This window comes from Cognataquiflexum nitidum (genome assembly GCF_022538055.1).
GTDB lineage: Bacteria > Bacteroidota > Bacteroidia > Cytophagales > Cyclobacteriaceae > Cognataquiflexum > Cognataquiflexum nitidum.
Window position 1 is genome coordinate 1 of sequence record NZ_JAKZAM010000073.1, and the last position, 3,118, is coordinate 3,118.

3 protein-coding genes are annotated in these 3,118 nt (G+C 37.8%); all 3 read right to left on the reverse strand.

Annotated elements, in window-relative coordinates; translation table 11 throughout:
- Window positions 1-130 precede the first annotated feature (130 nt).
- A complete protein-coding gene (locus MMU07_RS21605) occupies window positions 131-733 on the reverse strand; it encodes a hypothetical protein (RefSeq protein WP_241128693.1) in 603 nt (200 codons plus the stop codon).
- Between the two features lie 240 nt (window positions 734-973).
- On the reverse strand, window positions 974-1,576 hold the full coding sequence (locus tag MMU07_RS21610; protein ID WP_241128694.1) for a hypothetical protein: 603 nt from the start codon (window positions 1,574-1,576) through the stop codon (window positions 974-976).
- A gap of 5 nt (window positions 1,577-1,581) precedes the next feature.
- The gene (locus MMU07_RS21615; RefSeq protein WP_241128695.1) at window positions 1,582-2,850 is read right to left on the reverse strand and encodes a hypothetical protein; all 1,269 of its coding nucleotides are present in this window, start codon (window positions 2,848-2,850) and stop codon (window positions 1,582-1,584) included.
- Window positions 2,851-3,118 lie beyond the last annotated feature (268 nt).

Here is a 3,118-nt window from a genome sequence, read left to right on the forward strand (position 1 = left end):
AAAACCCCGGCTATGGCAATAATCGTGTCGTCCAAGGCAGGAATCAAATCTTGGAGTAAAAATGTCCTGCTGATCCAGGCAAAACTCACTGAACCAAAAACCCAAGTAACCCGCTTTTCTTCCTTTAAAATTAAAATCGAAAACCCAAACCTAGGGAAACCCTATATCTTGTATATTCAAAATTCATACTGGGCATTCCATAAACTGCTTCGCCCTTTACCGCCAGCTTCTCGGTCAGGTGAAACATCCCATAAGGTCCGATAAAAAAACTTGGAGCTGCCAACCTTCCAAAGGTCAACCGCTCTAAAAATTCCGGGTCATCAGGACTTCCGACTGTAAATCTTTCAGTAATACCATTATAATAAAACCTGAGGTATTCAGCTTGTACACCCAGATTCAACCGCTCAGTTTGTATTAGGTCATAACCTAATTTAAGCTGCCATTGAGTATAATCCCTTCTATTTTCAGGAAAATCATCAAACCTCTCGAGAAGGATGGAACCTCTTCCATAGAAATCTCCCCAACCCACAGAAGCTCCTACATTCAACCGTTCAAAGAAGTATCGGGTATATCCCAAGCTAATACCATTAGTGCTGGTCCTTTCAAAACCTGTTGTATTTGCGCTTGTAATATTAAATGTACTCAGTTCAAAGGTGTTTTTATAAGTCTGCAGCGCGTGCAAAGACTGACTGATTAGGAATAATCCAACTATAAACTGTAGTCTTAATTTCATTTAATTTATTGTTCGAAGTATAAATTCGGCTACGTTTTGTCTAATTACTGGGTATGTATCTCCACTCTTTGCAACCAAATAGCCCGGTGTCTAGCCCCGGGCTTTTTTGATTTTTTACAAATGTCAGGCTTCCTCAAGCAATTGGAAGGATAATCGAATCAGAAGGAGAAGTTTTCACCTGCTTCCGTCATTTTATCTATCCTTTAAAATCACCTTCCCTGTTTTGAAAAGCCTTTTTTCTCAAAATCGATATCCTACAGCGAGTGACACATTGTTACAACTCCAATCATAATTCAGGGCCGGAACACCTATCAAATAATTTCCTCTCAAAAAGAAATTTTCAGAGAGGTTGAAAACACCATAAGGCCCAAAGAATCCACCTGACACCCGCGATCTTCCTAAAGTAACCCGACGTGGATCATCTCCAGGCAGACCAGGACCACCTGTCCATCTGTCGGTAATTGCATTGTATGAAAACCTCAGAAATTCCGCTTGAACACCTATAGCAAACCTTTCATTTTGAATCGGTTCAAATCCAAGTCGGATATGGTATTGGGTGTAGTTTCTGTTACTTGCAAATTCATAGAATTCCTCAAAAAGGCCATTGTAGCCTTTTCCATTAAAATCACCGAAACCCCATCCTGCTCCTACATTCCATCTTTTAAAAAAATACCGACTGTAATTGACACTAATTCCGTAATTATCCATAGTACTTACAGGAATTTGTCCATCATTACTTGAATTTCTAAAAGCCGAAATTTCAAAGCTGTTTTTTTTAAGATCCTGAGCATGAACCACCCCAAAACAAAGGAAAGTACAAACAACAATCACTATTTTTTTCATATCAATCATTGTCTAATTCTCAAAATAAACTGGGCTACATCCTGTGTGATAACAGGGTATACCTCACCTCCCACAGATCTAGTCATCAACGTTCCATCGCTATTAAACGTGTCTCCAACTAGAGTAAAATTATCATTAATGACACGACAACGCTGGAAGTTTATATAAGTAGTGCTTCGAGAATCACCTAATAGCCTCATTTCTGGAGGATCTACTTTGAAACTAGGGATAGGTATTTTGACACTATTTTTTTTAAATTCCACAGATCCACTGATTGAAAAACTCGTTCTAGGTCGTTCAACTGCCCACACCAGCCAGAAGTCTTTAGCTTCGTAAGGCATATTATGAACTAAAATCGGCCCACTTGTTTGCCATCTTCCTTCATTTGCATGCCTTCTTAAAATTTCAACATTACCTGACATTGGTTTTGTTATGTTATTCTGCAAAACAGTTGGAGTTTGTCCTGCTGGGAGATTTGATAAATCTCCAAAAACAACCCATAAATGCATTCTATTGTTATTGGGCCAACTTCTAACGCTTGTAGTAAGCCTCCAGTGAGGCATTGCAATTACTACTGTTTTTGTTGAGTCTAGAGAAGTACAAGGTATCTTGGTGGAATTCATAGCTAGATTCTCCGTCATTGGGATTTTTTTACTTTTCGTTCCGATCAAGTCCGGATCATCAAATCGCCCAAATACTACGGTTGGATTTTTTTCCGCATAGTCGTCATTTGCATAAATTAAATCTGAAGCAAGATTTGGATTATTTTTTCCGAAACTCACAAAGTTTCCATCCTCAGTTAATTTAAGTTTATACCCGGGGGTTTCACCTTTCCATTCGGGATCAATTTTTAAGGCCTCAATTTCCATTTCCTCAGTCCACCATGATACGGTTAATTCCGTAATCTTATCAGGCTCGAAATAACCTATCATGTAAGGAGCAAGCATACTTATATCATTATTGTTAATGAAATCAATTAATTTTTTTTGATCAAAAGTTTCACCAATAGTTCTGTGGTTTTTAGCATTCTCATAAAAAGCACTGACGATAGCAGAACGCTTCCTCGAAACAGGATTTTCATTTGTGCTTAGGAGCTTTTTTAGACTATAGGAAATATCCTCTTCATACTCATCGGCTTTTGCAAGTTCAAACAATTCTCTTCTAGCCTCCGGGTCTTTGAATACTTCGCCCATAAATAAGGTCAATTCTCTGAGCTTGACCTCATAATCACTTAATTCCTTTTTCCTTTGAGCTTCTAAAAGCTCTTGGGTCATTATATCATCCTGCCCCGCATCCTGACAGGAACTAATTGCCCCCAACCCCAGAAATAGGATAGATAGATAGATAGATAGATTTGTTCATGTAAAATATGTTTTAAGTTAGAATGAACAATTATAAAAAATCATAACAATCAGGAAAAGAATTTGATAGAATAAATGTTTTTATTAGTTATATGAATTTTTTTTATGTGTATCCGCTTCACTGCACGTAAGGATGAAGAGCTGCAATAACCATCCGTTCAAACAGCTTTTCACCAAAATA

What these genes read in the sequence shown, in the direction of transcription:
- MMU07_RS21605 (WP_241128693.1), bottom strand. Translation starts at nt 733, where the DNA reads ATGAAATTAAGACTACAGTTTATAGTTGGATTATTCCTAATCAGTCAG.
- MMU07_RS21610 (WP_241128694.1), bottom strand. Translation starts at nt 1,576, where the DNA reads ATGAAAAAAATAGTGATTGTTGTTTGTACTTTCCTTTGTTTTGGGGTG.
- MMU07_RS21615 (WP_241128695.1), bottom strand. Translation starts at nt 2,850, where the DNA reads ATGACCCAAGAGCTTTTAGAAGCTCAAAGGAAAAAGGAATTAAGTGAT.